Genomic DNA, 25,662 nt, shown 5'->3' on the forward strand with positions numbered 1-25,662 from the left:
CCGGAAGGCACCAACGCGGATGGGGGCGGATTTCATCCCGCTGCAACAAATGGGTGGAGCGGTTGTGTGGCGGCTGCGGGTGCGTTGTGGCTGGTCGCGCACTTCCCCGCGCCCCTTTAGGGCGTTGTGCGGACCCTCAGGTAATAGAACCGCGTCGTCTGTACCGCGTTCTGGTTGTCGTCGCTCACCAGGAGCACCCGCAGGGTTCCGTGGGTGTGGCCCGTGATCACCATGCCCTCGATGTTGTCCAGGAGGGGGTTCGGCTGGGGCTGCTTTGCTGTCGCGCCCAGGGTCGGGCATTCGGCGATGTCGGTCAGGAGGGTCTTCTTGACCAGGCGGACATCGTCCTGGCCCGTCAGGTTCTCGATGGTGCTCGTGTCCGTCGCGTGGCTCGGGTCGGCCAGGTAGAGGCGGACCGTGTTGCCCACGCCGGAGGTGAAGCCGCGTTCCAGGACGAGGAGGCGGCCGTCCGGGGTGGCCGCGACCTCGGGGACGCCGAGGCCGGTGTCGGTGCGGTAGGCGTACTGGGCGCCCAGGACGAAGTGGCCGCCCTTCCGCTCCCAGGTCTGCCAGCGGACGATGCCTGCCGTGTCGCCCGAGATCGCGTACTCCATCGACACGAGCAGCGTGTGGCCGCCCGGCAACATGGTCAGGCCCTCGAAGGTCTGGTTGGTCGTGGCGCGTCCGGCCGGGGTGACCAGGAAGGAGTCCGGGACGGGGAGGCGGTCGAGGATCTTGCCGTCGCGGGAGTAGCGGCGGATGGACGGCTCGGTCTCCGAGCTGATCAGACGGGTGCCGTCCCGGTCGATGACCAGGCCCTCGGAGTCGAGCGCGGTGCCGTTCTCGTCGGCGAGGGCGACGACGCCGGTCGGCTGGAGGGTCTTCGCGTCCAGGTCGAACAGCGCCGAGCGGTCGGAGAGCGCGGCGAGCGAGGCGGTGGGGGTCCCCCCGCTCGAACGAAGTTGAGAGTGGGGGAGGTCCACGGCGAGCGCGGAGAAGTTGCCGACGAAGGTGCCCTCGTACGTCGTCTTGTCGAGCGCGTCGGAGAAGCGGTCGATGGAGACGGAGGGGGAGCAGGCGTGGTCCGCCGTGGAGTTGGACGTGGCGTCGGGCGCCGCGTCGGCGGGTCCGGCGGCGGAAAGGCAGGTGGCCGCCGCGAGGCCGGCGGTGACGGTCGCTAGTACGTTTCTCAGGCGCATGGGCGTCACCGTAGGACGGGTGGATGACGCCAGGTGGGCCGCGCCGTTAATGCTCAGCCGCCGGCAGCCCTGAGGTCGTTGTGGATCACCTTTGCGACGCCCTGGATCGTGTTGATGCCGTAGCTCATCGTGCTGTTGCCGTGGGTGAGCACCGTGATCATGTAGTCGTGGCCGCCGCCCTTGAAGGTGCCGACGCTGTGCACGCGCCAGCCGTGCGTGGAGCGTTGCAGCCAGCCGTTCTTGACGTGCACGGTGACGGTGGAGGGGTGGCCGTACGGGGTGCCCCAGCGCTGGGACGAGATGACCTGGCTCATCAACTTCAGGGTGTAGGCGCGGGAGTTGTCACTCAGGACCGTGTTCTTGGCGGTGATGAGCCGGAGCAGTTTCTGCTCGTCGCGGACCGTGATCTGGGTCAGGCCCCAGTAGCCGTTCGTGCCGGGCTTGGTCTGGGTCATGCCGGCCGCGGCGAGGAAGCCCTTGATCTTCGTCAGGCCCAACTGCCGCCACAGGGTGGTGGTCGCGGCGTTGTCCGACTTGGTGATCATGGCCTTGGTGAGGGAGACCTCGCGGTCGGTGAGGTACCGGTTGTGCTTCTTCGCGTCCCACAGGAGCGTGGCGAGGACGGTGACCTTGACGACGCTGGCCGAGTCGTAGGCGGTGGAGTTGCGCAGGGTGCAGGTGGTTTTCGTGCTGCGGTCGTAGAGGCCGACGGCGATGGTTCCCCTGCGGTTCGCGAGGGCCGTGGTGATGTCCTTCTTGAGCTTCGTCGCAAGGGCCGCGTTCGTGGACGTACAGCTGACGGTCGGGGTGATGGCAGCGGCGGCGGGGGTCGCGGCGGCTACTACGGGTATGAGGATGCCGGCACCGAGGGTCGCCAGGATCGCTCTCGCACGTCTGGATATCCGGTGAGTCATGACCAGTTGACTCGCTGGATTGTCCGAAAGTTGTATGTGTGTTCGGGAACTCTTACCTGTATCTCATCCAGCCACAGCCGGCACCCAGGTAGGGCACAGTCCACGCCCATCGGTCCTGTGCATGGTGCACTGGTGACATCTGCCACCGATCCACACCCCCACACCACCCTGTCCCCCGACTCCCCGCCGCCGGCCGCCCCGCCCGCGGCGGAGCCCCCGGACAAGGCGCCCCGCTGGTCGCTTCCCGTGCTGGTCGCGATCCTGGTCCTGGCGGCCGTTCTGTACGCCTGGAACCTGTCCGGATCCAGCCTGAACAGCTTCTACAGTTCCGCCATCTACAGCGGCACGCAGAGCTGGAAGGCGTGGTTCTTCGGCTCGCTGGACGCCGGCAACTTCATCACCGTCGACAAGCCGCCCTTCGCGCTGATGATCATGGGCCTGTCGTGCCGGATCTTCGGCTTCGGGACCTGGCAGATGATGTTGCCCGAGATCGCTGCCGCGCTCGGCACGATCTGGATCCTGCACTCCTCCGTGAAGCGGGTCTTCGGGCACGTGGCGGCGGCGATCGCCGCGCTCGTCCTGGCGCTGACCCCGATCACGGTGGCGATCAACCGGGACAACAACCCCGACACCATCCTCGTCCTGCTGATGGTGGGCGGCGCGGCCCTCGCGCTGCGCGCCACCCGCAATGACAAGCTGCTGCCGCTGATCGGCTCCGCGGTTCTCTTCGGCCTCGCCTTCAACACGAAGATGCTGCAGGGCTACATCGCCCTGCCGGCCGTCTTCGCCGTGTACGTGTACGCGTCGAAGCTCGGCTGGAAGAAGAAGGTCGTCAACCTGGCCCTCGCCACGGTCGCGCTGGCTGTCGCCAGCTTCTGGTGGGCTACCGCCGTGTCCCTCGTACCGGCCGACGACCGGCCCTACATCGGCGGCTCGACCGACGGCTCCGCCTGGGACCTGATCATGGGTTACAACGGCCTGGGCCGGGTCCTCGGCGGCGAGGGCAACGGCGGAGGCGGCGGTGGCGGCGGCGGTACCTTCGCCGGCACCGCGGGCATCGGCCGTATGTTCAACGAGGTGCTCGGCGGCCAGATCTCCTGGCTGATCCCCTTCGCGTTCATCGCGCTCGTCGCCGGCCTGGTGCTGTGCGGGCGCGCCCCGCGCGTCGACATCACGCGCGCCGCGCTCGTCCTGTGGGGCGGCTGGCTGGTGCTGCACTACCTGACCTTCGCCATGGCCGAGGGCACCATGCACCCGTACTACACGACCGCGCTCGCCCCCGGCATCGCGGCCCTGTGCGGTGGCGGCGGCGTCATGCTGTGGCGCGCGTTCCGCAGTGGTGACGCCCGCTGGTCCTGGGTGCTGCCCGCCGGACTCGCCGTCACCGGCGTCTGGGCGATCGTGGTGCTGCGCCGGGCCACCGGCTGGAACACCTGGCTGTGGCCCGTCATCGGCGTGCTCATGGTCCTCGCGATCGTAGGCCTGTTCGTCTTCCGCTCCGCGAGCTCCGGCACCAAGGCCCGGCTGCTCACCGCGTCCGTCGCCGCGGCGATCGTGGCGGCCCTCGCGGGCCCGACGGCCTACGCCGCCTCACCGGCCCTCTCCTCCACCAGCGGCGGCATGGGCGGCACGAACCCGACCGCGGGTCCGTCGACCGGCGGCGGCATGGGCGGTGGCGGCGGCCGGGGCGGCTTCGGCGGCGGCAACGGCGGCGATCCCGGCGGCGAGATGCCGGGCGGCACCCAGCAGGGCGGCCAGGCGAACGGCGAGTTCCCCGGCGGCGGCAACGGCCAGATGCAGCCTGGTGGCGGCAACGGCGAAATTCCGCAGGGCGGCGGCGAGATGCCCGGCGGCCAGAGCGGCACGGCTCCGGGCGGCGGTACGGCTCCGGGCGGCACCGGCGGTACGACCGGCGGCCCCGGTGGCGGCGGTGGCGGTGGCGGCATGGGCGGCAGCGTCGACAGCGAGCTCGTGTCCTACCTGGAGAAGCACCAGGACGGCGCCAAGTGGCTGCTCGCGGTGTCCAACTCGCAGAGCGCCGGCCAGCTGATCCTCAGCACCCACAAGCCCGTCATCTCCATGTGGGGCTTCACCGGCTCCGACAAGGCGATGACCCTCGCCAAGCTCAAGGAGCTGGTGAAGAAGGGCGAGTTGCACTACATCCAGCTCGGTGGCGGCGGCATGGGCGGCAACAGCAGCCTCAACACCGAGATCACCAACTGGGTGCAGAAGAACGGCACGGCGGTGAAGGAGAGCGACTACAGCTCCAGCTCCAGCTCCAGTTCGGATGACTCGCAGAGCAGCAGCCAGTCGTCGAACACGTCGACGGTCTACCGTCTGGACGCGTCGGACGTGAGCTGACCCGACCATCCCCGACCAAGCGGCCCCTGACTGTCCATCAGTCGGGGGCCGCCCCGTTTTAAACTCTTACCTTCCACTCATCTACGCGCGTCAAATCGGGCCGAAATCAAGGGACTTGCCGGTCCCCTTCACCCAACGGAAACCTCACGGTCATTGCTGGAAACGCATGTCCATGTCACGCTCCCGATTGCCCCGATCATTCAACCCGCGTAGAACGGACACCCCCGATGCCCGCGACGCAGATACGCCGACGCTGGAAGCCCCTGGCGCTCGCCACGTCGGCCATCCTGGTCGGCCTCACCATGCCGGCCCTGACCGCGACCCCGGCCGCGGCCACGACGACCGCGTACGACGCGACGTACTACAAGAACGCGATCGGCAAGACGGGTACGACGCTCAAGTCCTCGCTGCACACCATCATCAGCAGCCAGACGAAGATCTCGTACTCGGCGGTGTGGAACGCGCTCAAGGTCACCGACCAGGACCCGAACAACAGCAGCAACGTCCTCCTGCTCTACAGCGGTGCCTCGCGCAGCAAGTCCCTCAACGGCGGTGACGTGGGCGACTGGAACCGCGAGCACACGTGGGCCAAGTCCCACGGCGACTTCGGCGAGGCGATCGGCCCCGGCACCGACCTGCACCACCTGCGCGCCTGCGACGTGACGATCAACAGCACCCGGGGCAACCTGGACTTCGACAACGGCGGCTCCACGGTCACCAGCGGCGGCGGCAGCCTCGTCGACTCCGACTCCTTCGAGCCGCGCGACGCGGACAAGGGCGACGTGGCCCGCATGATCCTCTACATGACGGTCCGCTACGAGGGCGACGACAGCTGGCCCGACCTGGAGCCCAACGAGAAGGTCGGCAACGGCAGCAACCCCTACATGGGCAAGCTCGCCGTCCTGAAGGCGTGGAACGACGAGGACCCGCCGAGCGCGTTCGAGGAGAACCGCAACCAGCTCATCTACGCCAACTACCAGGGCAACCGCAACCCGTTCATCGACCACCCGGAGTGGGTCGAGGCGATCTGGTAGAGCGCCGACAGGTCGGCACCATCAGGGGTGAACTCCCTACGGGTAGGAGGGAGTTCACCCCGTCGGCTTCCAACACACAATAGACACGTTCCGTTAATCCTGTGAATTCCATGTGCATGTCAAACTCAGGCTTGTCCGAGCATTCAACCCGCGTAGAACGGACGGCCCCCACATGCCCGCCACGCACATACGCAGATGGAAGACGCTGGCACTCACGACCTCGACCATCCTGGTCGGCCTCACTCTGCCGACGCTGACGGCGACCCCGGCCGGCGCGACGACGACCGCGTACGACGCGACGTACTACAAGAACGCGATCGGCAAGACCGGCACGAGCCTCAAGGCCTCGCTGCACACGATCATCAGCCCCCAGACCAAGCTCTCGTACGCCGCGGTCTGGGACGCCCTGAAGGTCACCGACCAGGACCCGAACAACAGCAGCAACGTGATCCTGCTCTACGGCGGCATCTCGCGCAGCAAGTCCCTCAACGGCGGCGCCGTCGGCAACTGGAACCGCGAGCACGTGTGGGCCCAGTCCCACGGCGGCTTCGGCACCTCGGCCGGTCCCGGCACGGACATCCACCACCTCCGCCCCGAGGACGTCCAGGTCAACAGCACGCGCGGCAACAAGGACTTCGACAACGGCGGCAGCGCGGTCAGCGGCGCCCCCGGCAGCTACACCGACTCGAACTCCTTCGAGCCCCGCAACGCCGTCAAGGGCGACGTGGCCCGCATGATCCTCTACATGGCCGTCCGCTACGAGGGCGACGACGGCTGGCCGAACCTGGAGCCCAACGACTCGACCACCAACGGCAGCGTCCCGTACCACGGCCGCCTCTCGGTCCTGAAGCAGTGGAACGAACAGGACCCCCCGAACGCCTTCGAGGAACGCCGCAACCAGCTCATCTACGACAACTACCAGCACAACCGAAACCCGTTCATCGACCACCCGGAGTGGGTCGAGGCGATCTGGTAGCGCAGGGCAGGTAGCAGCAGGGCAGAAGGGGTCCGGTCGGCGGGATCCGGCCGGGCCCATCACGCGAGGGCGTCAAGTGCTTCCGCCAGTCGGGAGACGTCGGTCGGATCCGGCAGGTCCCGCAGAGAAACGACAACCTCGTTGCTCGCGAACTCGCGCTGCGCGGCGGTCACTGTCTGATCGACCGCGCACTTGGCCTGTACGTACACGAAGTTCAACTCCGTCGCGAAAAGCATCGAGAACGAGTCCATGCCCTTGAGGACTCCGGGGCCACCGGCATCCCGATACGCCCGCACCAACCGCCGCGCGGAATCGGCGTGGAAGTCGTTCCCGCCCGCCCATACGTAGACGGCACGCGCGAGTTCGCGTTCCGCCGAGATGGCTCCGGCGTTGTCCCAGTCGAGAAGAACCGGCCCGGCGGGACCGACCAGCACGTTCTGCGGCAGCACGTCGAGATGCGACGTCACGAGATCACCGGGCGTGGATGGGGTGACGTACCGGGCCAGTTGGGCTGCCGAGGTGGCGATGAACCGGGCGAGCGTGTCCGACCAAGGCTGACCGACCCGTCGGGTCTCCTCGCGCAACTTCTCCCAGTCGGCGGCCTGGGGACACTCCTCGTACCAGGCATCCAGCGTCTGGTCGCCACCGCCCTCGCCGGCCCTGTGGAGCAAGGCCAGGGTCCGGCCGCACCAACTCAGGATCTCCGGATCGGTGGCATCCACGTCGGTTCCGTCGACCCAGTCGTACAGCTTCACGTAGGACTCGCCCAGCGAGGACGGGAGCCGCGAAACATGGGCCCCGCCGCGATCGGGCATGAGCCGCGGCGAGGAGATCCCCAACTCCTCCGCTGCGTTCCGCAGTTCCGCTTCCCGCTGGACCTGCCGTTCATCACAGCCGAAGAGCAACTCCTTCACCGCCCATGAGGAGCCGTTCCCGGACAGCTTCCAGATCTGCCCCATCGCCCCACGCGTGACCGGCGTCATGGTCCAAGGCCCGGTGCCGAGCGCGTAGTTGTCCGCGATGAAGTCGGCTGCGCTCTGCATGTCGGTGCCTCTCTGACTACGGCGTTGACGGCCCGTCACTGCGTGGCTGGACCAAGGATTCCAGGTATCGTCGGGCCGGCGAGGGGGAAGCCGATGACTTCAGGCACAGCGAACACTCCGGGCCCGGCGAGCACGTTCTCCATCGGAGGCGAATACCGGGTGACTCGGCTCGGGTTCGGTGCCATGCGCCTGCCGACCGAGCCCGGCCCCGAGCGGGAAACCGCCATCGCGGTGGCCCGGCGCGCCGTCGAACTGGGCATCACCCTGATCGACACCGCCCACCTGTACGGATGGGGCGCCAACGAGGAACTCCTGGCCGAGGCCCTGCATCCATACCCGGACGACCTGCTGATCACCACGAAGGTCGGGGTCACCCGGTCCGGGCCGGAGGGATGGGCGTACGACGCACGGCCGGAAAGCCTGCGCGAGCAGGTCGAACAGGGCCTGCGCCGACTCCGGACGGAGCGCGTCGGCCTCCTGCAGCTGCACCGCATCGACCCGAAGGTCCCGGTCGCCGAACAGGTCGGCGCGCTCCACGAACTCCAACTGGAAGGAAAGATCGGGCACATCGGGCTGTCCGAGGTCACCACCACGCAGCTCGCCGAGGCCCGGCAGACCGCCGAGATCGCGAGCGTACAAAACCGCTACAACCTCTTCGACCGAGACTACGAGCCGGTTGTGGAGGCATGCGAGGCCAACGACATCGCCTTTCTCCCCTGGCGCCCCGTAGCCGCGGCAGCCGACTCCGACCAGACCTCCGCACTCCCCACAGTCGCCACCGAACTCGGCGCCACCGCCCCCCAGGTCCTGCTCGCCTGGCTGCTCGCCCGTTCCCCGGTCGTCCTACCGATCCCCGGAACCGCCTCGCTCGCCCACCTGGAGGAAAACCTCGCCGCGGCGAACCTCCGACTCACCGACTCCCAGCGGCAACGCCTCGACGGTACGGCCGCGCCCGCGTAGGGAGCGTCCTGCCCTACGACGACTCAGACGAGATGCGTCGGCGCGAACATCCGCAGCACAGCCGGGAGTACGACCACCGACGGGCCCGGAGTCGCCAACGCCTTCGCCAGGTCCTCCTCCAGCGTCTCCGGGCTGGTCCGCACCCCCGGCACCCCGAACGACTCCGCCAGCGCCACATAGTCCGGCCGCGCCAACTCCGTCCCCGTAGCCTCGCCGAACGCGTCCGTCATGTACTCGCGCAGGATGCCGTAGCCCCCGTCGTCGACGATGAGCCAGGTGACGTTCAGGCCGTACTGCTTGGCCGTCGCCAGTTCGGCGATGGAGTACAGGGCCCCTCCGTCGCCGGAGACGGCGAGCACCGGTTGGGTCGGGTCGGCCACGGCCGCGCCCAGGGCCGCCGGGAAGCCGTAGCCGAGGCCGCCCGAGCCCTGGGCCGAGTGCATGGTGTTCGGGTGGCGGGGGTCGAAGGCCGACCATGCCCAGTAGGAGAGGATCGTCATATCCCAGAAGGACGGGGACCTGGGCGGGAGGGCCTTGCGGATGGCCGCCAACAGGCCTTCCTCCAGGGTGAGTTCCTGGCCCGCGATCCGCTCACGGACCCGGTCCAGCACCGCCCGTACGCGCTCCGGCGCCGACCCGTCCTCCCGCTCCTCCACCGTCTCCAGCAGCGCCTGCAACGCCAGTCGCGCGTCCGCGTGGATGCCCAGCGCCGGGTGGTTGGACTCCAGCTTGCCCAGGTCCGCCTCGATCTGGATGACCCGGCCTCGCGGCTTGAACGTGTGGTAGTTGGACGACAGTTCGCCCAATCCCGAGCCGACCACCAGCAGTACGTCCGCGTCCTCCAGGAAGTCCGTCGTGTGGCGGTCCTCGATCCAGGACTGGAGCGAGAGGGGGTGCGTCCAGGGGAAGGCGCCCTTGCCGCCGGGGGTCGTGACCACCGGGGCCTTCAACACCTCCGCCAGCTGCTTCAGCTTGCCCGAGGCGTCCGCCCGTACGACTCCCCCACCCGCGATGATCACCGGGCGCGCGGCGCGGGACAGCAAGTCGGCTGCCACCGCCGTCAGTTCGGGGCGCGGAGGCAGGTCGTCCGGGAAGGCGTCGCCGCCCGTCACCACCGGGATCCGGGTCTCCGCCAGCAGCACGTCCTGCGGGATCTCCACCCACACCGGGCCGTGTGGAACCGTCAGTGCCGACTTCCACGCCTCCGCGATCGCGGACGGGATCTGGGACTGCGTACGGACCGTGTGGACCGACTTGACCACGCCCCTGAACGAGGCCGACTGGTCCGGGAGTTCGTGCAGATAGCCGTGGCGGCCGCCGCCCAGGCCGGCCGTCGGGATCTGGCTGCTGATCGCCAGGACCGGAGCTGAGGCAGACGCCGCCTCCTGGAGCGCCGCCAGTGACGTCAGCGCGCCCGGGCCCGTCGACAGCATCAGCGGCGCCGCCTCACCCGTGATCCGGCCGTACGCGTCCGCCGCGAACCCCGCGTTGTTCTCCACCCGCAGGCCGATGTACCGCAGGTCCGAGCGGCGCAGGGCGTCGAACATGCCCAGGGCGTGCTGGCCGGGCAACCCGAACACCGTCGTCGCGCCGAGCCCGGCCAGGGTCTCCACTACCAGGTCTCCGCCGTTGCGGCCGGCGGGAGGGTTCAGAGCAGCGGAGATCTGCGCCTCCGTCGGACGGAGTTCCAGGTCGTGGTCGTGGGTCACTTCGCGCGTGCCTCTGCAATCTGGCGGGACATGATGGTCGTGAGTTCGTACGCCGTGTGGGACGCGGCCACCGACGTCATCTCGGCGTGATCGTACGCGGGCGCCACCTCGACGACGTCCGCCGAGACCAGCTTGCAGGAGGCCAGGCCGCGCAGGATCTCCAGCAGCTCCCGCGACGTCATGCCACCCGCCTCCGGCGTCCCCGTGCCGGGCGCGTGAGCCGGGTCGAGGCAGTCGATGTCGATGGAGATGTACAGCGGGCGGTCGCCGATGCGCTGGCGCAACTGGTCCGCGACCTCGTCCACACCGCGCCGCATCACGTCCGCCGAGGTCACGATGCCGAAGCCCATCTTGGCGTCGTCGTCCAGGTCCTGCTTGCCGTACAGCGGGCCGCGCGTACCGACGTGGGACAGCGCGGAGGTGTCGAGGATCCCCTCCTCCACCGCCCGCCGGAACGGCGTGCCGTGCGTGTACTCCGCCCCGAAGTACGTGTCCCAGGTGTCGAGGTGCGCGTCGAAGTGGAGCAGGGTGACCGGGCCGTGCTTCTTGGCGACGGACCTCAGGAGGGGCAGCGCGATGGTGTGGTCGCCGCCGAGGGTCATCAGGCGGGCCCCCGTGCCCAGCAGCTCGTCCGCCGCCGCCTCGACCGTCTCCACGGCCTCGTTGATGTTGAACGGGTTGACGGCTATATCGCCGCCGTCCGCCACCTGCGCCAGCGCGAAGGGGGACGCGTCCTGCGCCGGGTTGTACGGCCGCAGCAGCCTGGACGCCTCGCGGATCGCGTTGCCGCCGAAGCGGGCGCCCGGCCGGTACGAGACGCCCGAGTCGAACGGCACCCCGACCACGGCGACATCGGCCCGGCCGACCTCGTCGAGGCGTGGCAGCCGGGCGAAGGTGGCCGGACCGGCGTACCGCGGGATGCGGGAGGAGTCGACGGGGCCGCGGGGCGTCTCGTTGCCGCTCATGGAATCTGCCTTCTTCCTGCTGATGAGCTACTGATGAGCCGGGACCGCTTCGGTCACGGGTTCGATGGTGTGCCCGGCGGGGCGATCGCGCCAGGCCGCCCGTCCTTCCCGGTCTCACCGCCGGTTCGAGGGTCGACCCTAGGTGGCAGCAGAGCAGCCAGGAAGTGTACGTTTCATCCACTGACGCCATACCGGATAGAGGAAACGTCCACCATGCCGGACGCCCCCGCACCAGCCGTACCCCCCACCCCACCGGTGTTCCTGTCCGCACTCCTGGCCCGCGAGGACCTGGCCCTGCGCCAGATCGCGGGCCCCGCCGCCCCCGACACCGCGATCCACTGGGCGCACACCTCGGAGATGGCCGACCCGTACCCGTATCTGCTGGGCGGCGAGCTGCTGCTGACGGCGGGGGTGCACATCCCGGAGGCGGCGGGCTCGGGCACCTACTTCGACGACTACGTCTCCCGGATCGTGGCGGCGGGCGGCGCGGCCCTCGGCTTCGGTGTGGCGCCGGTGCACGACAGGGTGCCGAGGGCGCTGGTCGCGGCCTGCGACACGTACGGGCTGCCGCTGATCGAGGTCCCGCCGCAGACCACCTTCTCGGGTGTGGCCCGCGCGGTCTGGCAACTGATGGCTCAGGCCCGCCACACCGAACTCCGCCGCGTCACGGAGGCCCAGCAGAGCCTCGCGGCCGCCGCCTCCCGCCCGAATCCGGTCCCTTCGGTGCTACGGCAGCTCGCCCAGCGCGTGGGGGGCCTCGCGGTGCTGTACGGGCCGGAGGGGATGGAGATCGCGGAGGCCGGGCGGGCGACGGGGACTCCGGTGCGGGAAGCACTGCGCGAGCTGGCAGAGGTGGTGCGGCCGCTGAATTCAGCCCGTCTGGGGGTCCCCCCTCTGGGGGAGTTTGAGGACGAGGCCCTTCGGGCCGAAAGCGGGGGTCTGGGGGCGCAGCCCCCAGGGACGGGACGGGAAGGGGCGGCGGGGGCGAAAGACATCCGGAAACGCCGAGCCACCTCCGCCACCGACACCGTCGCCGGCACCCACCTCACCGCCTACGCCCTGGCCGCCGGGCACGGCTTCGTGCTCGGGGTCGCGGCGGAGCGGCGGGAGGCCGGGGATCACACCATCGCCTCCGTAGCCGCCGTGCTGCTCTCGCTGCTCACCGGCGAGCACCAAAGCGGCACCGGTGCGGCCAGGTCCTCGGCTCTCGTGCGGCTGCTGCTGGGCAGCCCGGCCGAGGAGGTGGCACCCCTGCTGGGCGGCGACCGGTGGCTCGTCGTGCACGCCCGTCCCGACGCGCACGCGCCGGACGCCGTGGCCGGCTCCGCGCTGGGTGCCGCTCTCGGTTCCGCGCTGGTGGACGTCTCCCGTGATGTCGTACGCGTCCTCGTCGGCGCCGACCGCGAACCCGGCCCCCAGCCCGGCTGGACCCTGGGCGTGAGTGCCGCCGTCGCCCCGCACGAGTGGCCGGCCGCCGACACCCAGGCGGCCCGTGCCCTGGCCCGGGCGAGGGCCACCCGCACCGCCCTGGTCCGGCACGGAGCCCGTCCCGGCCTCGCGGAGCTCGTCCCGCCCGACGAGGCCGAGGCGCACGCCCGTACGCTCCTCGCCCCGATCGCGGAGAACCCGGCGCTCACCGAGACCCTGCGCACCTGGCTTTCCCTGCACGGCAGTTGGGACCGTACGGCGGTCGCGCTGGCCGTGCACCGCAACACCGTGCGGCAGCGGATCGCCCGTTGCGCGGCACTGCTCGGAACGGACCTCGACGACCCGGACGTACGCATGGAACTGTGGTTCGCGCTACGGCAACCGTGAAGTGACCCACGTCCCAGCGTTCGGGACGTCGGGCGCGGGCACAGGCCGCTCCCGCACAATGGGAACCATGCCGATACCCGGGACCCCCAGCCGCGCCGAACTCGTCGACCACCTCGTTTCGACGCGCATCGCGGGAGACGTCGCCACCCCCCGCGAGAACAATCTCTCCCACTACCGCAAGCTCGCCAACGGCGACCGCCACTACTGGTTCGGCCTGGAGCTCGGCCAGCGCTGGACCGACGAGCAGGACGTGCTCGCGGTGATGGCGGAGCGGGTGGGTGTCAACGACGACCCGGAGTACCGGTACGGGCAGGACACCATCGACCCCGAGCTGACCGTCGACGCCCTGGACCGGCTGGCGGCCCGGCTGCGCAAGGCGGCGGACGGCGAGCAGCGGGTCCTGCTCGCCACCGGCCACCCGGGCGGCCTCCTCGACGTGCACCGCGCCACGGCGGACGCCCTGCGCGCGGCGGGCTGCGAGATCCTCGTCGTCCCGGACGGGCTGCAGACGGAGGAGGGGTACGTCATGCAGTTCGCGGACGTGGCGGTGCTCGAGCACGGCGCCACGCTGTGGCACACCCACTCCGGCGAACCAATGCGCGCCATTCTCACGGGACTTGAGCGCGAGGGCCGCCCGCTGCCCGACCTCGTCGTCGCCGACCACGGCTGGGCGGGCTACGCCGGCCAGCACGGCGTCGACTCCGTCGGCTACGCCGACTCCAACGACCCGGCCCTCTTCCTCGCCGAGTCGGAGGGCACCGTCCAGGTGACGGTCCCCCTCGACGACCATGTGGTCAGCCCGCGCTACTACGACGCGATGACGGCGTATCTGCTGGCGGAGGCGGGGCTGTCGTAGGCCTTTGGCACCGTCACCGGGGGGCGCGGACCACACCTTCCTGGATCACCGAGATGGCGAGCTGTCCGTCCTGCGTGTAGATGCGGGCCTGGCCGAGGCCGCGGCCCCCGGAGGCGGACGGGGACTCCTGGTCGTAGAGGAGCCATTCGTCGGCGCGGAACGGGCGGTGGAACCACATCGCGTGGTCGAGTGAAGCCCCTACGACGTCACCGACCGCCCAGCCGCCGCGGCCGTGCGCGAGGAGGATCGAGTCGAGGAGCGTCATGTCGGAGACGTACGTGGCGAGTACGACGTGCAGGAGCGGGTCGTCGTCGAGCTTGCCGTTGGTGCGGAACCAGACCTGCGAGTGGGGTTCGCGGGGCTCGCCGAACTTGCCGTAGGGCGGTTCGTCGACGTAGCGGAGGTCGACGGCGGCGCGGGCTTCCTGGAACTTCTCGACGATGTCGGGGTCGAGGTGGGTGTACCCGGCCATCCGCTCCTCGGCGGTGGGGAGCGACTCGGGGTCGGGGGAGGCCGGCATCGGGGCCTGGTGGTCGAAGCCTTCCTCGTGTTTCTGGAAGGACGCGGACAGGGCGAAGATCGGCTGTCCGTGCTGTACGGCGACGACGCGGCGGGTGGTGAAGGAGCGGCCGTCGTTCATCCGGTCGACCTGGTAGACGATCGGCGCGCCCGCGTCGCCGGTGCGCAGGAAGTACGCGTGGAGGGAGTGCGGGAGACGGTCCTCGGGGACCGTCCGCCCGGCGGCGACGAGCGCCTGGGCCGCGACCTGTCCGCCGAAGACGCGGGGGACGACGGCGGACCGGGACTGGCCGCGGAAGATGTTCCCCTCGATCTGCTCAAGGTCGAGCAGATCGAGGAGAGACTGAAGTGCCTGGCTCATGGACCCTAAATTACCCGCGAGTAATTTCGGGAACCTTACAAGCCCATGTCCTTCGCGATGATCGACTTCATGATCTCGCTGGTACCGCCGTAGATGCGGTTGACGCGGTTGTCCGCGTACAGGCGGGCGATCGGGTACTCGTTCATGAAGCCGTAGCCGCCGTGCAGCTGGAGGCAGCGGTCGATGACGCGGTGCGCGACCTCGGTGCAGAACAGCTTGGCGGAGGCGGCCTCGGCGGGGGTCAGCTCGCCCGCGTCCAGGGCCTCGGTCGCGCGGTCGGCGACGGCCTCGGCGGCGTCCACCTCGGCCTTGCAGGCGGCCAGCTCGAACTTGGTGTTCTGGAACGCGGCGACCGGCTGACCGAAGACGACGCGGTCCTGAACGTACTGCTGGGCGAACCGGACGGCCGCCTTGGCCTGCGCGTACGCGCCGTAGGCGATGCCCCAGCGCTCGGAGGCGAGGTTGTGGCCGAGGTAGTAGAAGCCCTTGTTCTCCTCGCCCAGCAGGTCCTCGACGGGCACCTTGACGTCGACGAACGCCAGCTCGGCGGTGTCGGAGGTCTTCAGGCCGAGCTTGTCCAGCTTGCGGCCGACGGAGTAGCCCTCGGCCTTGGTGTCCACGACGAAGAGGGAGATGCCGTGGCGGCGGTCCTGGGCGCTGGGCGCGTCGGTACGGGCGCAGACGATCATGCGGTCGGCGTGGACACCACCGGTGATGAAGGTCTTGGAGCCGTTGAGGACGTAGTGCGTGCCGTCCTCGCTCAGCTTGGCGGTGGTCTTCATGCCCGCGAGGTCGGAACCGGTGCCCGGCTCGGTCATCGCGATCGCCCACATCTCCTCACCGGAGACGAACTTGGGCAGCCACTTCTTCTTCTGCTCGTCGTTGGCGAGCATCTTGATGTACGGCAGGCCGAGCAGCACATGCACACCGGAGCCGCCGAAGGACACGCCCGCGCGGGCGGTCTCCTCGTAGAGAACGGCCTCGAACTTGTACGAGTCGATGCCGGCGCCGCCGTACTCCTCGTCGACACGGATGCCGAAGACGCCCAGCTCGGCGAGCTTGTAGTAGAAGTCGCGCGGCGCCTGGCCGGCAGCGAACCACTCGTCGTAGACGGGAACGACCTCGGCCTCAATGAAGGCCCGCAGGGTCTCCCGGAACGCCTCGTGGTCCTCGTCGAACACCGTACGGCGCACCGCCGCCTCCTCCGCCTGGTTAACTGACGCCTATCTAAGCGCTTGCTCAGATACCAGCGTACCGGCGAGTACGAACAACCGTCCAGAGCAGCAGTCCCGTAACGCTCGTCACTCCCCCGCCGCCGCGAACGCCCCCCTGGCCATCCGGTGCAGCAACGCCGCCGTGGCCGTCCGCCCCGGCAGCGAGCCCGGTCGTCCCAGGTGGGGGGTCGAGTTCAGGAGGCCGAAGACCGAGTGGACCGCCGAGCGGGCCGTCGGTTCCGTCAGGGTCGGGTAGAGCTCGCGGACGACGTCCACCCACAGCTCGACGTACTGGCGCTGAAGCTGCCGCACCAGCTTGCGGTCGCTGTCGCGGAGGCGGTCCAGTTCGCGGTCGTGGAGGGTGATGAGGGGGCGGTCGTCGAGGGCGAAGTCGATGTGGCCCTCGATGAGGGAGTCGAGGACCGCCTCCGGGTTGCCGTCGACCTCCGCGACCCGGTGCCGGCCGCCTCTGAGCAGCTGCTCGCTGATGCCCACCAGCAACTCGGCGAGCATCGCGTCCTTGCCGGGGAAGTGCCGGTAGAGGCCGGGGCCGCTGATGCCGACGGCCGCCCCTATCTCGTCCACGCCGACGCCGTGGAAGCCGCGCTCGGCGAAGAGGCGCGCGGCTTCCTTGAGGATCTGTTCGCGGCGGGTGGGGGCGTCGGTTCTCGTGGCCATGGAAGCAATTCTAGACAGGGAGGTTAGCGGTCGTTAACCTGAAGGAAATGGTTAACGCTCATTAACAGTCGATCGCTGGGTGAGGGGACCGCAGAATGCAAGAGGCACCGGAGCTGACGAGCGCGGCCGATCCCGCGTCGGAGGCCTGGCGGGCCAACGAGGCGGCACACCGCACGCTCGGAGAGGAGCTGCGCGAAAAGCTCGCCGCCGCCCGTCTGGGGGGTGGGGAAAGGGCGCGCGCCCGGCACACCGCGCGCGGCAAGCTGCTGCCCCGGGACCGCGTGGACACACTCCTCGATCCCGGCTCGCCCTTCCTGGAGCTGGCGCCTCTCGCCGCCGACGGGCTGTACGACGGACAGGCCCCGGCCGCCGGTGTCGTCGCCGGGATCGGGCGGGTGAGCGGGCGCGAGTGCGTGATCGTCGCCAATGACGCGACCGTCAAGGGTGGGACGTACTACCCGATGACGGTGAAGAAGCACCTGCGCGCGCAGGAAGTCGCCCTTGAGAACCGGCTGCCGTGTCTCTACCTCGTGGACTCCGGTGGGGCCTTCCTGCCCATGCAGGACGAGGTGTTCCCGGATCGCGACCACTTCGGGCGGATCTTCTACAACCAGGCCCGGATGTCGGGCGCCGGGATTCCGCAGATCGCCGCCGTGCTCGGGTCCTGCACCGCCGGCGGGGCCTACGTACCCGCCATGAGCGACGAGGCCGTCATCGTCCGCAACCAGGGCACGATCTTCCTCGGCGGGCCCCCGCTCGTGAAGGCCGCCACCGGTGAGGTCGTGACCGCGGAGGAGCTGGGCGGGGGTGAGGTCCACGCGCGCGTGTCGGGTGTCACCGACCACCTCGCGGAGGACGACGCGCACGCCCTGCGGATCGTGCGGAACATCGTCGCGACGCTTCCCGCGCGCGGGGCGCTGCCCTGGTCGGTCGTGCCGTCCGTGGAGCCGAAGGTGGATCCGTACGGGCTGTACGGGGCGGTCCCCGTCGACTCCCGTACCCCCTACGACGTACGCGAGATCATCGCGCGCGTGGTGGACGGCTCCCGTTTCTCGGAGTTCAAGGCCGAGTTCGGGCAGACCCTCGTCACCGGCTTCGCCCACATCCACGGGCACCCGGTCGGGATCGTCGCCAACAACGGCATCCTGTTCTCCGAATCCGCCCAGAAGGGCGCCCACTTCATCGAGCTGTGCGACCAGCGCGGGATCCCGCTGGTGTTCCTGCAGAACATCTCCGGGTTCATGGTCGGCAAGGACTACGAGGCCGGCGGTATCGCCAAGCACGGCGCCAAGATGGTGACGGCGGTCGCCTGCACGCGCGTGCCGAAGCTGACGGTGGTGGTCGGCGGGTCGTACGGCGCGGGCAACTACTCGATGTGCGGCCGCGCATACTCGCCCCGCTTCCTGTGGATGTGGCCCGGCGCCAAGATCTCCGTGATGGGCGGCGAACAGGCCGCGTCCGTCCTCGCGACCGTCAAGCGCGACCAGTTGGAGGCGCGCGGCGAGTCCTGGCCCGGCGAGGAGGAAGAGGCCTTCAAGGCCCCGATCCGGCAACAGTACGAGCGTCAGGGCAGCGCCTACTACGCGACCGCCCGGCTCTGGGACGACGGGGTCATCGACCCGCTGGAGACCCGGCAGGTGCTGGGACTGGCCCTGACCGCCTGCGCCAACGCCCCACTGGGTGAGCCCCAGTTCGGCGTCTTCCGGATGTGAGGGGGACTTCAGAGATGCCTCAGACGATGTTCGAGACAGTCCTTGTGGCCAACCGGGGCGAGATCGCCGTCCGCGTCATCCGGACGCTGCGGTCGATGGGCGTGCGCTCGGTGGCCGTCTTCTCCGACGCCGACGCGGACGCCCGGCACGTCCGGGAAGCGGACACGGCGGTACGGATCGGTCCCGCGCCCGCGGCACAGAGCTATCTGTCCGTGGAGCGCATCCTGGAGGCCGCCGCCCGCACCGGCGCCCAGGCGGTGCACCCCGGGTACGGCTTCCTCGCGGAGAACGCCGACTTCGCGCGCGCGTGCGCCGACGCCGGGCTGGTCTTCATCGGGCCCCCGGCCGAGGCGATCTCCCTCATGGGCGACAAGATCCGCGCCAAGGAGACGGTGAAGGCGGCCGGGGTGCCGGTCGTCCCGGGCTCCAGCGGCAGCGGGCTGACGGACGCCCAACTCGCCGACGCCGCCCAGGAGATCGGCACGCCGGTGCTGCTCAAGCCGTCGGCCGGCGGTGGCGGCAAGGGCATGCGGCTGGTCCGGGACCCTGCGGTACTGGCCGACGAGATCGCCGCCGCCCGCCGCGAGGCCCGCGCCTCCTTCGGCGACGACACGCTCCTCGTCGAGCGGTGGGTCGACCGGCCCCGGCACATCGAGATCCAGGTCCTGGCCGACGGCCACGGCAACGTGATCCACCTCGGCGAGCGCGAGTGCTCCCTCCAACGCCGCCACCAGAAGGTCGTGGAGGAGGCGCCGAGCGTGCTCCTCGACGCGGAGACCCGGGCCGCGATGGGCGAGGCGGCGGTCCAGGCGGCCCGCTCGTGCGGGTACCGGGGCGCGGGCACGGTGGAGTTCATCGTCCCCGGCGGCGACCCGTCGTCGTACTTCTTCATGGAGATGAACACCCGCCTCCAGGTGGAACACCCGGTCACCGAGCTCGTCACGGGACTGGATCTGGTGGAGTGGCAGCTGCGGGTGGCGGCGGGTGAGCAACTGCCGTACGGCCAGGGCGACATCAGGCTCACCGGGCACGCGATCGAGGCCCGTGTGTGTGCGGAGGACCCGGCGCGAGGATTCCTCCCTTCGGGCGGCACGGTGCTGAAGCTGCACGAGCCGCAGGGCGACGGTGTCCGCACCGACTCGGGGCTGAGCGAGGGCACGGAGGTCGGTTCGCTCTACGACCCGATGCTGTCCAAGGTCATCGCGTACGGCCCCGACCGCGCGACCGCGCTCAGGAAACTCCGGGCCGCCCTCGCGGAGACGGTCACGCTGGGGGTGCCGACCAATGCGGGGTTCCTGCGGAGGCTGCTGGGGCATCCGGCGGTGGTTGCGGGGGAGTTGGACACGGGGCTGGTGGAGCGGGTGGTGGAGGGCCTCGTGTCGAGCGAGGTGCCCGACGAGGTCTACGAGGCAGCGGCCGCCGTACGCCTCGACGCGCTGCGCCCGAGCGGCGAGGGCTGGACCGACCCCTTCTCCGTGCCGAGCGGCTGGCGACTCGGGGGCACGCCAAAGCCCGTGAGCTTCCATCTACGGGTGCAGGAGCCCGTGGCGTACGTCCCGCGCGGCACCCACACCGTCACCGCCGACCGGGTCTCCGTCACCCTCGACGGCGTCCGGCACACCTTCCACCGCGCCGCCGACTGGATCGGCCGCGACGGTGACGCCTGGCACGTGCGCGACCACGACCCGGTGGCCGAATCGCTCACCCGAGGGGTCCACGCCGGTGCCGACTCGCTCACCGCGCCCATGCCCGGCACCGTCACGGTCGTGAAGGTGGCCGTGGGTGATGAAGTGACCGCAGGGCAGAGCCTGTTGGTCGTCGAGGCGATGAAGATGGAGCACGTCATCTCCGCCCCGCACGCCGGCACGGTCGCCGAGCTGGACGTCGTACCGGGCGCGACGGTCGCCATGGACCAAGTGCTCGCGGTCATCACCGCGGCGGAGGAGGACCAGTGACGCTCCCCATGGTCGTACCGGCCCAGGACCTGCCCGCGCGGGTGCGGATCCACGAGGTCGGCGCGCGTGACGGACTACAGAACGAGAAGTCGACCGTGCCGACCGAGGTGAAGGCGGAGTTCGTCCGCCGACTCGCCGAGGCCGGGCTGACGACGATCGAGGCGACGAGCTTCGTCCACCCGAAGTGGGTGCCCCAACTGGCGGACGCGGAGCAGCTGTTCCCGCTCCTCGGAGACGTCCTCGGGGACGTGAAGGGCGTACACCTGCCGGTCCTCGTGCCGAACGGCCGCGGCCTGGACCGCGCGCTCGCACTCGGCGCCACCCGCGTCGCCGTCTTCGCCAGCGCGACCGAGTCCTTCGCCAAGGCCAACCTCAACCGGACGGTGGACGAGTCGCTGGCCGTGTTCGATCCCGTCGTCGCCCGCGCCAAGGAGGCGGGCGCCCATGTCCGCGGCTATGTCTCGATGTGCTTCGGCGATCCCTGGGAGGGCGCCGTCCCCGTCCACCAGGTGGTCAGGGTCTGCAAGTCCCTGATGGACATGGGCTGCGACGAACTGAGCCTCGGCGACACCATCGGCGTCGCCACGCCCGGCCATGTCCTCGAACTCCTCTCCGTGCTCAACGAGGAGGGCGTGCCGACGAACGTCATCGGCGTGCACTTCCACGACACGTACGGCCAGGCGCTGGCCAACACGTACGCCGCCCTGGAGCACGGCGTCACGACCGTCGACGCCTCCGCGGGCGGCCTCGGCGGCTGCCCGTTCGCCAAGTCCGCCACCGGCAACCTCGCCACCGAGGACCTCGTGTGGATGCTGCAGGGGCTCGGCATCGACACCGGGGTCGACCTCGGCCGCCTCGTCGCCACAAGCGAGTGGATGGCCGGACAGTTGGGCCGCCCCAGCCCGTCCCGCACAGTCCGAGCACTCGGAACTAATCGGTAGCAATCGGTAGCAAACCGACACGCCCCACAAGGAGCAGTGACCTGCCATGGACCACCGTCTCTCCCCCGAGCTGGAAGAACTCCGGCGCACCGTCGAGGCGTTCGCGCACGACGTCGTGGCGCCGAAGATCGGCGACTTCTACGAGCGGCACGAGTTCCCGTACGAGATCGTCCGCGAGATGGGCCGCATGGGGCTGTTCGGGCTGCCGTTCCCGGAGGAGTACGGCGGTATGGGCGGCGACTATCTGGCCCTGGGCATCGCGCTGGAGGAACTGGCCCGCGTCGACTCCTCGGTGGCGATCACCCTGGAGGCGGGCGTCTCGCTGGGCGCGATGCCGATCCATCTGTACGGCACGCCGGAGCAGAAGCGGGAGTGGCTGCCCCGCCTCTGCACAGGCGAGATCCTGGGCGCGTTCGGCCTGACGGAGCCGGACGGCGGCAGTGACGCGGGGGCGACGCGTACGACGGCCCGCCTGGACCCCGACACCGACGAATGGGTGATCAACGGCACCAAGTGCTTCATCACCAACTCGGGGACGGACATCACGGGCCTGGTGACGGTCACGGCGGTCACGGGCCGCAAGCCGGACGGCAAACCCCTGATCTCGTCGATCATCGTCCCGTCCGGCACCTCAGGCTTCACGGTCGCCGCCCCGTACTCGAAGGTCGGCTGGAACGCCTCGGACACCCGCGAGTTGTCCTTCTCCGACGTCCGGGTCCCGGCGGCGAACCTGCTTGGCGAGGCGGGCCGCGGATACGCCCAGTTCCTGCGCATCCTGGACGAGGGCCGCATCGCGATCGCGGCCCTGGCGACAGGCCTGGCGCAGGGCTGCGTGGACGAGTCCCTGAAGTACGCGAAGGAGCGGATCGCCTTCGGCCGCCCGATCGGCGCGAACCAGGCCATCCAATTCAAGCTGGCCGACATGGAGATGAAGGCCTACACCTCCCGCCTGGCCTGGCGCGACGCCGCCTCCCGCCTGGTCGCCGGCGAGCCCTTCAAGAAGGAGGCCGCCCTGGCCAAGCTCCACTCCTCGACAATCGCGGTGGACAACGCCCGCGACGCGACCCAGATCCACGGCGGGTACGGGTTCATGAACGAGTATCCGGTGGCCCGTATGTGGCGGGACTCCAAGATCCTGGAGATCGGGGAGGGGACGAGCGAGGTGCAACGGATGCTGATCGCACGGGAGTTGGGGTTGGTGGGCTAACAGCACTGGGGGGCGGAGTCAGCGCCCCAGCCGCCCCCGCACCTGCCGCACCCGCCGGTTGTCACCAACCGCGTCGAGGAACCGCCGCCCGGCACCGGCCTCGTACGCCGGGCCCTCCAGACGCAGCAGCGTGCCGTCGCGGACGACGGCGTACGCGACCGGGGTGTCCGCCTTCGGAAAGGTGACCGGGTGGCGCCCGTCCGGGAGCTTCTTGAGGCTCGCGGGCAGGCGCAGGCGTGCCGTTCCGTCGGCGCCGGGGAGCAGCTTGGCCTGGATCGTCAGGGCGGACACCGTGAGTTCGACGGGAACCGGGGCGCCGGGCGCCGCCGCCACGAAGGGCAGTCCAAGCGACTGCCTCGCCCGCGCAGCGTTCGTGGCGACGACACCGGCCGTGTCGGGGCCGATCTCGCGCTGGCGCTGGTCCACGTCGAGGGCGAGCTGGCCCTTGACCGTCCAGTACGGGAGGGCGAGCCGACCGCCGGTCAGCGCCGGGCCCGTGGCCGGACCGCCCGGGGTGCCGGCGCCCGTCACGCGGAGCATCCGGTCGACGCCCAGCAGTTGGACGTACGCCCACACGTCGTGCACGCCGCGCTCCAGTGGCCGGCCGCCTGCCGTGCGCTCCGGGTCGAGGCGCAGCCGCCCGGAAGCGACGACCTGCGAGCGTCCCTCGCCGAGGGGCCGCAGGCGTACCTCAAGGTCGCCCTCCGGATACCACCAGTCCTCCCGGTCCCGGTCCTTCAGCACCAGTTCCCCGTACGCCAGCCGGAACGGATCGCGGACCTCCCAGCCGTCCTCCGCCCCCGGCACACCGTCCAGCAACTCCGGGTCCAGCCACCGCTTCCCGTCCCGCTCGACGAGGACCAGCGGTTCGCCGTCCCCGCGCAGCAGGTCCAGGGTGACGTCGGCGACCAGGCAGCCGTTCTCCCAGCGGAGTTCGCCGACCTCGCTGCGGGCCTTCACCTGGCGGACGCGCTCGGCGAGTGCCACCGCGCCGTCGAAGTCGCCGCGTTCCAGCAGTTCGGCCCGCAGGCGTGACACCGTGGGCAGGCCCTCGCGCACGGCCGCCGGGAACTCCTCCAGCGCCAACTCCCGGGCCGCCTCGAAGCGTTGCCGCTGCTCGGCCGGGTCCTCGCGGAGGATCTCGGGCTCGCGGGTCCGGGAGAGGACCTCCACGTGGTAGAGGCGGTACAGCAGCCGGTTCTGGAGCGCGTCGACGTCGTCGGACGGAGTGGTGCCGTCCTTGATCTGGCGGACGATGGTGCGGCAGTTGTTCCAGAACCCGTGCCGGGGGTTGAAACGGTGCTGGGTGTTGTTACCGCCGTCGTCCCGCTTCATCCAGTAGTAGCAGGGGTAGTCGGCGAGGATCGAGATCCGCTCGGCCTTCAGGTAGGCGGCGCTGACGAAGAGCAGGTCCTCCAGGATCCAAGGCCCCTCCGGGAACCGCAGCCCATGCTCCTCGACGAACGCCCGCCGGAACATCTTGTGCGGCGACATGCTCTGCATGAGCTCGTCGTTCTCGATCGTGCAGGCGTCCACGGTGTGCCGGAACAGCCGCCGGGGCCGCACCATCGTGCTGGACATCTTGCCGATCACCACGTCGGCGTCGTTCCGCTTCGCGTGCTCGTAAAGCCGCTCCAGGGCCTCGGGCCCGAGCGTGTCGTCGTGGTCGACGAACTGCACGTACTCGCCCTTGGCGTGCTCCATGCCGAGGTTGCGCGGGGCGCCGGGCCAGCCCGAGTTCGGCCGGGTGTGCACCTGGACGTTGGGATGCGCCGCCGCGATCTTCTCCAGCCGGGCCAGTGTGTCGTCCGTCGACCCGTCGTCGACGTAGATCACCTCGTACTCGTCGGCAGACAGGCTCTGCCCGAGCAACGACGGTGCGCACTCGTCGACGTACTTCCCGGTGTTGTAGACGGGAACGATCACACTGACCTTGGGTCTCGGCACTTCTGGCATTCCACGGACTTTACCTGTGTGCCGATTGCCTCAAGCGGGGGCGCATCCCGACCCGCCCTCTGGACAAACACTGAGGTTAGGCTACCCTAAGCTCGAATTCGGCCAAGGGCCGCCCGTGCGCACGAAAGCAGAACACAGCCATGTCGAACGCCAGATCCGCCCACTTCTCCCGCCGTGGCCTGCTCGCAGCAGGTGGTGCTCTCGGTCTGGGCGCTGCCCTGGCCGCGTGCGGCGACGAGGACTCGGACACGCAGAGCGGCGGCTCGGACTCGACTGCGTCGGCCAAGGCCTCCGGTCCCTGGTCCTTCAAGGACGACCGCGGTACGACTGTCAAGCTCGACAAGGTCCCCGCGAACATAGTCGCGTTCACCGGTGTCGCCGCCGCCCTGTACGACTACGGGGTCTCCGTGAAGGGCGTGTTCGGCCCGACCAAGACCACCGACGGCAAGGCCGACGTCCAGGCCGGCGACATGGACATCAGCAAGGTCACGATCCTCGGCAACGCCTGGGACCAGTTCAACGTCGAGAAGTACGCGGCCCTCGCGCCCGACGTCCTCATCTCCACGATGTTCGACGACGCCGGCACCCTCTGGTACGTCCCCGAGGCCTCCAAGGACAAGATCGCCAAGCTCGCCCCGAGCGTCGGCATCTCCGTCTACGACCGTCAGATCACCGAGCCGCTGGAGCGCATGTGGGCGCTTGCCGAGTCGCTCGGCGGTGACATGACGGCCACCGCCGTCACCGACGCCAAGAAGAAGTTCGAGGACGCGGCCGCCCGGCTGCGTGCCGCCGCCAAGGCCAAGCCCGACATCAAGGTGATGGCCGGTTCCGCCAGCCAGGACCTCTTCTACGTCTCCGGCACCAACCTCTCCATCGACCTTGAGTACTTCAAGGCTCTCGGCGTGAACTTCGTCGAGCCCTCGGAGAAGGCGAAGGCCGTTGGCGGTGGCTGGTACGAGTCGCTTAGCTGGGAAAACGTCGACAAGTACGCGGCCGACATCATCATGATGGACGACCGCTCGGCGACGATTCAGCCGGCCGACATCACTGAGGCCACGTGGAAGAAGCTGCCTGCCGTCAAGGCTGGGCAGGTCATCGCCCGTTCGCCCGAGCCGATTCTGTCCTACGACAAGTGCGTGCCGCTGCTCGAGAACCTCGCCGAGGCTCTCGAAAACGCGAAGAAGGTCAGCTGACTCAGCTGGATTAGGGGTGGTTGAGGTTTCGCGGGTGACTGCGGGTCCGTTGTGGCTGGTCGCGCAGTTCCCCGCGCCCCTAAAGAAGCTAGGC

The 25,662-nt window shown here is 69.8% G+C and carries 20 protein-coding genes; 11 read left to right on the forward strand and 9 right to left on the reverse strand.

Features of this window, described 5'->3' with window-relative positions:
- Positions 1-116: 116 nt before the first annotated feature.
- A complete protein-coding gene (locus tag AC5DRG_RS19380; RefSeq protein ID WP_491811806.1) occupies positions 117-1,199 on the reverse strand; it encodes an esterase-like activity of phytase family protein in 1,083 nt (360 codons plus the stop codon).
- Positions 1,200-1,252: 53 nt separating this feature from the next.
- A complete protein-coding gene (locus AC5DRG_RS19385; protein ID WP_491811807.1) occupies positions 1,253-2,113 on the reverse strand; it encodes a serine hydrolase in 861 nt (286 codons plus the stop codon).
- 132 nt (positions 2,114-2,245) lie between these two features.
- On the opposite strand from AC5DRG_RS19385, the gene AC5DRG_RS19390 reads away from it, so the two are divergent.
- The 3 genes from AC5DRG_RS19390 to AC5DRG_RS19400 all read left to right on the forward strand — a co-directional run bounded on the left by AC5DRG_RS19390 (position 2,246) and on the right by AC5DRG_RS19400 (position 6,484).
- A complete protein-coding gene (locus AC5DRG_RS19390; protein WP_491811808.1) occupies positions 2,246-4,474 on the forward strand; it encodes a mannosyltransferase YkcB-related protein in 2,229 nt (742 codons plus the stop codon).
- Between the two features lie 227 nt (positions 4,475-4,701).
- Complete coding sequence (locus AC5DRG_RS19395; protein WP_491811809.1) at positions 4,702-5,508, forward strand: endonuclease I family protein; 807 nt, start codon at positions 4,702-4,704, stop codon at positions 5,506-5,508.
- A 172-nt stretch (positions 5,509-5,680) separates the two neighbouring features.
- Entirely contained in the window at positions 5,681-6,484 is an 804-nt protein-coding gene (locus AC5DRG_RS19400; RefSeq protein WP_491811810.1) for an endonuclease I family protein, read from the forward strand.
- 59 nt (positions 6,485-6,543) lie between these two features.
- On the opposite strand, the gene AC5DRG_RS19405 is transcribed toward AC5DRG_RS19400, so the two are convergent.
- Positions 6,544-7,527 (reverse strand): phosphotransferase enzyme family protein, encoded by a 984-nt coding sequence (locus AC5DRG_RS19405; protein WP_491811811.1) that lies wholly within the window; start codon positions 7,525-7,527, stop codon positions 6,544-6,546.
- A 93-nt stretch (positions 7,528-7,620) separates the two neighbouring features.
- Between AC5DRG_RS19405 and AC5DRG_RS19410 the strand changes: the two genes are divergently transcribed.
- Entirely contained in the window at positions 7,621-8,487 is an 867-nt protein-coding gene (locus tag AC5DRG_RS19410) for an aldo/keto reductase (protein ID WP_491811812.1), read from the forward strand.
- Positions 8,488-8,510: 23 nt separating this feature from the next.
- Here the strand turns inward: AC5DRG_RS19410 and AC5DRG_RS19415 are convergent, their stop codons facing one another.
- Complete coding sequence (locus tag AC5DRG_RS19415; RefSeq protein WP_491811813.1) at positions 8,511-10,196, reverse strand: thiamine pyrophosphate-binding protein; 1,686 nt, start codon at positions 10,194-10,196, stop codon at positions 8,511-8,513.
- Positions 10,193-11,161 carry an agmatinase gene (gene speB, locus AC5DRG_RS19420; RefSeq protein ID WP_491811814.1) on the reverse strand — a complete coding sequence of 323 codons (969 nt, stop codon included), beginning with the start codon at positions 11,159-11,161 and terminating at the stop codon, positions 10,193-10,195. The genes AC5DRG_RS19415 and speB overlap by 4 nt, the downstream gene beginning before the upstream one ends.
- Before the next feature lie 213 nt (positions 11,162-11,374).
- On the opposite strand from speB, the gene AC5DRG_RS19425 reads away from it, so the two are divergent.
- A complete protein-coding gene (locus AC5DRG_RS19425; protein ID WP_491811815.1) occupies positions 11,375-12,976 on the forward strand; it encodes a PucR family transcriptional regulator ligand-binding domain-containing protein in 1,602 nt (533 codons plus the stop codon).
- Between the two features lie 67 nt (positions 12,977-13,043).
- The gene (locus AC5DRG_RS19430) at positions 13,044-13,832 is read left to right on the forward strand and encodes a phosphatase (protein ID WP_491811816.1); all 789 of its coding nucleotides are present in this window, start codon (positions 13,044-13,046) and stop codon (positions 13,830-13,832) included.
- Positions 13,833-13,845: 13 nt separating this feature from the next.
- Here AC5DRG_RS19430 and tesB read toward each other — a convergent pair whose 3' ends face one another.
- From tesB to AC5DRG_RS19445, 3 genes are all read right to left on the reverse strand, one after another.
- Positions 13,846-14,712, reverse strand: a complete 867-nt coding sequence (gene tesB / locus AC5DRG_RS19435) for an acyl-CoA thioesterase II (RefSeq protein ID WP_491811817.1) — start codon at positions 14,710-14,712, stop codon at positions 13,846-13,848.
- A gap of 35 nt (positions 14,713-14,747) precedes the next feature.
- Positions 14,748-15,905, reverse strand: a complete 1,158-nt coding sequence (locus AC5DRG_RS19440) for an acyl-CoA dehydrogenase family protein (protein ID WP_491811818.1) — start codon at positions 15,903-15,905, stop codon at positions 14,748-14,750.
- A 108-nt stretch (positions 15,906-16,013) separates the two neighbouring features.
- Positions 16,014-16,604, reverse strand: coding sequence for an SACE_7040 family transcriptional regulator (locus AC5DRG_RS19445; RefSeq protein WP_491811819.1), 591 nt, complete (start codon positions 16,602-16,604; stop codon positions 16,014-16,016).
- Between the two features lie 95 nt (positions 16,605-16,699).
- On the opposite strand from AC5DRG_RS19445, the gene AC5DRG_RS19450 reads away from it, so the two are divergent.
- Genes AC5DRG_RS19450 through AC5DRG_RS19465 form a run of 4 tightly spaced genes read left to right on the forward strand, consistent with a single transcriptional unit; the run spans position 16,700 to position 22,419 of the window.
- Positions 16,700-18,316 (forward strand): carboxyl transferase domain-containing protein, encoded by a 1,617-nt coding sequence (locus AC5DRG_RS19450; protein WP_491811820.1) that lies wholly within the window; start codon positions 16,700-16,702, stop codon positions 18,314-18,316.
- A 26-nt stretch (positions 18,317-18,342) separates the two neighbouring features.
- Positions 18,343-20,271, forward strand: coding sequence for an acetyl/propionyl/methylcrotonyl-CoA carboxylase subunit alpha (locus AC5DRG_RS19455; RefSeq protein WP_491813086.1), 1,929 nt, complete (start codon positions 18,343-18,345; stop codon positions 20,269-20,271).
- Positions 20,272-20,279: 8 nt separating this feature from the next.
- Positions 20,280-21,212, forward strand: coding sequence for a hydroxymethylglutaryl-CoA lyase (locus AC5DRG_RS19460; RefSeq protein ID WP_491813087.1), 933 nt, complete (start codon positions 20,280-20,282; stop codon positions 21,210-21,212).
- Positions 21,213-21,258: 46 nt separating this feature from the next.
- Positions 21,259-22,419 (forward strand): acyl-CoA dehydrogenase family protein, encoded by a 1,161-nt coding sequence (locus AC5DRG_RS19465; RefSeq protein WP_491811821.1) that lies wholly within the window; start codon positions 21,259-21,261, stop codon positions 22,417-22,419.
- 18 nt (positions 22,420-22,437) lie between these two features.
- On the opposite strand, the gene AC5DRG_RS19470 is transcribed toward AC5DRG_RS19465, so the two are convergent.
- Complete coding sequence (locus AC5DRG_RS19470) at positions 22,438-24,366, reverse strand: glycosyltransferase family 2 protein (protein WP_491813088.1); 1,929 nt, start codon at positions 24,364-24,366, stop codon at positions 22,438-22,440.
- A gap of 149 nt (positions 24,367-24,515) precedes the next feature.
- On the opposite strand from AC5DRG_RS19470, the gene AC5DRG_RS19475 reads away from it, so the two are divergent.
- On the forward strand, positions 24,516-25,568 hold the full coding sequence (locus AC5DRG_RS19475; RefSeq protein WP_491811822.1) for an ABC transporter substrate-binding protein: 1,053 nt from the start codon (positions 24,516-24,518) through the stop codon (positions 25,566-25,568).
- The last annotated feature ends 94 nt before the right edge of the window (positions 25,569-25,662 follow it).

This window comes from Streptomyces sp. JLBG701, from assembly GCF_058544905.1.